This window comes from Halochromatium sp., from assembly GCF_046541315.1.
GTDB lineage: Bacteria > Pseudomonadota > Gammaproteobacteria > Chromatiales > Chromatiaceae > Lamprobacter.
The window spans coordinates 1-4,832 of the sequence record NZ_JBKHDN010000203.1; the positions used below are offsets into that span (position 1 = coordinate 1).

Genomic DNA, 4,832 nt, shown 5'->3' on the forward strand with positions numbered 1-4,832 from the left:
CAGACCGATCAAGGGCCGCAGCCAAGCCGGATGGGCCCAAGCCGCCGCAGCGACTCCAGCGGCAACCGCCAAACCGAGCGCGACCGGGAGCGCATTGGTGGTCCAGCTCGATGCGGGTCCGAGCACGAACGGAAAGAGCAGCACCAGCACCACCAGCCCGCTCCAGGCCAGCGCCGACCAACGCCATGGATGCCCCGATTGCCGTGGCGGCTGACCAACCGCGATCCAGAGGAAACGCGCCATGAGCAAGGTGGTGGCCACCGCCGCGACCGCCATTGCCGCCGGCAGCCAGGGCCAGGGCGAGGCGTTCAACACGGGTTTCATCAGGTACTTGCTGAGCGCGCCGCTGGTGAAGGGCGCGCTTGCCAGGGCCAGGGCCAGGAATGCGAGCCCGCCCAGCACGCCAAGCGCCACCCAGCCCCGGCGCTCGGCGTGCTGGCGCAGACCGAGGCCAAGAAAGAGCCCGCCCTTGACCAACGCATGATAGGCGGCGAACAGGGTCAATGCCGCGATCCCGGCGGGCGCCAGCGCCGGCTGCATCAGGATCAGGCCGATCAGCAGCACCGCGAGTCCCATCTTGCTGATACTCGAATAGCCCAGCAGCGCCTTGGCGTCGGACTGCACGAGGCCGATCGGCAGCGCGTAGAACACTGCGATCAAACCCAGCACCGCGATCGCCGCGCCGAGTTCGGGCAAGGTTGCCGTGCCCAGCGGCAGGAAGCGCAGCCAGCCGAGCAGCGCGACCTTGATCATCGCGCTGCCCAGGACCGCGCTCACCGGGGTCGGCGCCTCGGCATAGGCGCTCGGCAGCCACAGGTGCAGCGGCACCAAGCCGGCCTTGACGCCGAGGCCGATCAGGGTCAGCGACACCGCCAGCGCATCGAGCGTCGCCAGCTCCGCCGTCGTGGGCGTCACGCTGCCGGTCTGTTGGGCGATCAGCACCAAGGCGGCGAACAGACAGACCTCGCCGAGCAGGGTCATCACCAGATAGACGCGTCCAGCCTTGAGCGCGGCGGCGCGCCCGTCATGGATGATCAGCCCATAGCACGCGAGCCCCATGAGCGCGAAGCCGGCATAGAAGCTGAACAGATCCTGTCCCAGGATCAGCCAGAGGTTGCCGGCCAGCGCCAGCAGATAGAGCGCCTGGAAGCGCCGCGCGTGCTCGGTGCGGCGAATGGACTGGGCCGCATCGATGCCGGCCGCGAGCCAGAGCAGGGTGGAGAACAGCAGGAAGACGCGGCTGGTCTCGTCGAGGCCAAGTTCGGTGCCCAGGAACAGCCACGGCAGGCTCAACGTCGAGCCGCTCGGCACCAGCCAGGCGGCGGCGAACGCCGGGAGAACCCCGATCACCACCAGATTCGCGCGCCACGCCGACATCTCCACGGGCGGGCGCGGCCGCTCCCAGCGCTGGCCGGGGCCGCTGACGAGTCGAGGCAGGCCGCTCGCCGCCAGCAGCAGGGGCCAGATCCAGGCGAGCAGTAACCAGTCCGTCATGGTGTCGCCTCAGGACCCATACTCGCGCCGGGCGATCAGCGTCGCCCACTCCAGCGGGCTGAACGGCGCCGCCGCCAGCAGCCCGGCGATGAGGCAGAGCGCGGCAGTGAAGACCGGCGGCCAGAGCAGGGCGCCCCGGGTCTCGAAGCGGCTCTCGAAGGCATGCTCATGCGGCCAGGACTCGGGGGGTGGGCGGAACCAGGCCTTATACAGGATCGGCAGGAAGTAGCCGGCGTTGAGCAAGGTGCTCGCGGCCAGCACCAACAGCACCCAATGCGCGCCGGCCTCGACCGCGCCCAGCCCCAGATACCACTTGCTGACGAAACCGGCGATCGGCGGGATGCCGATCATGCCCAGGGCGCCGACGGTGAAGGCGAGGGTGGTCCAGGGCATGCGCCGGCCGACGCCGTCCATCTCGCTGACCTTGTGCACGCCCAGGGTCTCGGCATAGTTGCCGGCGCAGAAGAACAGCGTGATCTTCATGATGCCCTGATGCACCAGATGGACCATGCCGCCGATGGTGGCGATGGGACCGAGGATGGAGGCGCCGAGGGCAATGTAGGACACCTGGCTGACGGTCGAGTAGGCGAGCCGTTTCTTCAGCCCGTCCTGGGTCAGGGCCATCACCGAGCCGTAGATGATGGTGACCGAGGCGGCGACCCCGAGAAGGGTCAGCAGCCCGAGCTGGGAGGCGAATTCGACGCCATAGACATCGTAGACCACGCGCACGATGCCGAAGGCGCCGGCCTTGACCACCGCCACCGCGTGCAGCAGCGAGCTGACCGGCGCCGGCGCCACCATCGATTGCGGCAGCCAGCCATGCAGCGGCACCAGCGCGGCCTTGACCCCAAGCCCGAGCAGCAGCAGGAGGAAGATGCCGATCAGCTGCGGATGCAGTTCCGCGGGCATGCCGGAGAGCACCCCGCGCTCGACGAAGTCGACCGGGCCGGTGAGCGAGCGCAGCCAGACCGCGCCGATGAGCAGGGCGACACCGCCGGCGACGGTATAGGCAAGATAGATCTTGGCGCCCCGGGTGGCATCGGGGGTGCCGCGATGCGCCACCAGCGGATAGGTCGCCAGCGTCAGGATCTCGTAGAAGATGACGAACGTCAGCAGGTTGCCGGCGAGCGCGATGCCCACCGTGGCGGAGACACAGATGCTGAAGAAGCCGAAGAAACGGCTGCGGTTGGGCGAGTGTTCGAGATAACCGATGGCGTAGATCGTGGTCACCAGCCAGAGCACGCTCGAGAGGGTCACGAACAGCATCGACAGGGCGTCGGCATGCAGGACCAGATCGAGCCCGGGCGCGATGGTCAGCCGGGTCTCGAACACCGCGCCGAAGAACACCCCCCAGATCAACACGCCGACCATCAACAGCGTGAGGATGGCGCCGGTCATGTTCAGCAGCGTGCGCCGGTTGCAGTCCTCCTCGGCGATCAGGAAGATCAACGCGCCGGGCAGCAGCGAACTGAGCACGATGGCCCCGGGCAGCCAGCTGGTCCAGTTGAGCCACGCATTCATGTCGACACCCCGCTGAAACCGAGCAACGACCACAGCGGTCCGGCCGCCAGCCCGAGCAGCAGGACCGACGCCGCAGCCAGCAGGAAGGCGGGCAGCTCGGCGCGGGCATCGCTGATGAAGCACTGTGGCGTTGGCTCGAGGCCGAAGGCGCGACTGAGCACGCGAAAGATGTAGGCCGCCGCGAGCAGAGTGCCGGCCGCGATGACGGGCAGCCACCACCACTGCCCGGTCTCGAAGACGCTGCGGAGCATGATCCACTTGGCGATGAAGCTGCCGCTCGGTGGCAGCCCGATCAACGCCGAGCCCGCGAGCGCAATGCTGAAGGTGGTCGCGGGCATGCTTTGCGCCGCGCCGCCCAGCTCGTCGATGCGATCATGTCCGGCCATCTTCTGCACCAGACCAGCGGCGAGGAAGAAGCCCGCTTTGGCAAAACCGTGCGTGACCGCCATCAGCACGCAGGCGGCGAAGAGGTCGTCCCGCGCCGGCCCCGCTGGCAGCGCCTGCAGCAGCGGGAAGAACAGGAACAAATAACCGAGCTGGGCGACGGTGGAATAGGCCGCCAGCAGTTTCAACCGCTCCGCCCGCAACGCCCGCCAGGAACCCCAGAGGATGGCGCCGGCGCCAAGCGCGCCGATCACGAAGGCGGCACTGGCGTCGGCGATGTCGGCAAACGGCCCGCTCCAGAGGCGCAGGATCAGATAGAACGCGGCCTTGACCACCAGCGCCGAAAGCGCGGCGCTGACCGGCGCCGGCGCGTTTGCATGCGCCGGCGGCAGCCAAAAGTGCAAGGGGAACAGCGCCGCCTTGAGCGCCAGTCCGCCCGTCATCAGCACCAGCGCGGTGGCCGCCAGGGCCGAGGGCTGGATGCGCGCGCCGAGCAGGCCGAGATCGAGCGTGCCATAGCCGGTGTAGATCAGCGCCACCCCGAGCAGGTAGCTCATCGAGCCGAGCAGCCCGACCAGCAGATAGCGCAGATTGGCCTCGATGGCGGCGCGGCTGCCGGTCAAGGCACCCAGGGCGGCAGCGCTGAGCCCGAGCAATTCCAGCATCACATAGAGATTGAACAGGTCGGCGGCCAGGAAGATGCCGTTCAGCGCCGCCCAAAGCAGCATCCAAAGCGGCCAGAAGTGCGCGGCGAGATCCGTTTCGGCGAGGTAGCTGAGCGCATAGAGACTGATGCCGAGAGCGACGAGGCTGGTCATCGCCAACAGCGCCACCGACAGTCCATCGGCGGCGAGCCCGATGCCGAGCGGACTGCCCCAGCCGCCGAGGACGACGCCGAGGTCGCCGCCGAGCCAGACCTGGCCGCTGACCCAGAGCCCGCTCGCGCTGGTCAACAAGGCCGCGAACAGGCCGAGCAGCGGTGCCTTGCGTGGCAGTGCGGTCACCAGCAAGGCGCCGAGCAGCGGCAGCGCGATCGGCAGAAAGAGACTGTCGGTCGTCATCGTGGGCGGGTCATCTTGTTCGGGTTATCGGTTGCGCTCGGCAAGAGTCGCCAGTGGCGAGTTCGAGGCGCTGGCCCCGGCGGCGCTGGTTTTGCCCTGATCGGCGCCCTCGAGCCGGCTGTTCAGGGCCAGCGCCAAGGCCGTCGCGCTCACGGCAACGACGATGCCGGTCAGCACCAGGGCGTGCGGAACCGGATCGGGCGGGCTCCCGTCGCTGCGATGGGCCACCGCGATGAAGACGTGGAAGACACCACCGCCCATGATGTTCAGCGCGATCAGCTTGCGCAGCAGCGGCGCATGCACGAGCAGCGACCAGAGCCCGAGCGCGAACAACAGGATGCCGGCACCGCCGTAGAGGAACTGGACGCTCAT

At 68.5% G+C, this 4,832-nt stretch carries 4 protein-coding genes; all 4 read right to left on the bottom strand.

Translation table 11 applies throughout. The features are described from left to right. Positions 1-1,494: complex I subunit 5 family protein (locus ACLFQI_RS11550; RefSeq protein ID WP_410759484.1), on the bottom strand; the 1,494-nt coding region annotated here is incomplete at its 3' end. A 9-nt stretch (positions 1,495-1,503) separates the two neighbouring features. Next, positions 1,504-3,015: a proton-conducting transporter membrane subunit gene (locus ACLFQI_RS11555; protein ID WP_410759486.1), complete on the bottom strand. Its 1,512-nt coding sequence runs from the start codon at positions 3,013-3,015 to the stop codon at positions 1,504-1,506. After that, positions 3,012-4,460 (bottom strand): complex I subunit 5 family protein, encoded by a 1,449-nt coding sequence (locus ACLFQI_RS11560; RefSeq protein ID WP_410759488.1) that lies wholly within the window; start codon positions 4,458-4,460, stop codon positions 3,012-3,014. The genes ACLFQI_RS11555 and ACLFQI_RS11560 overlap by 4 nt, the downstream gene beginning before the upstream one ends. Positions 4,461-4,484: 24 nt before the next feature. Continuing rightward, on the bottom strand, positions 4,485-4,832 hold the full coding sequence (locus tag ACLFQI_RS11565) for a cation:proton antiporter subunit C (protein ID WP_410759490.1): 348 nt from the start codon (positions 4,830-4,832) through the stop codon (positions 4,485-4,487).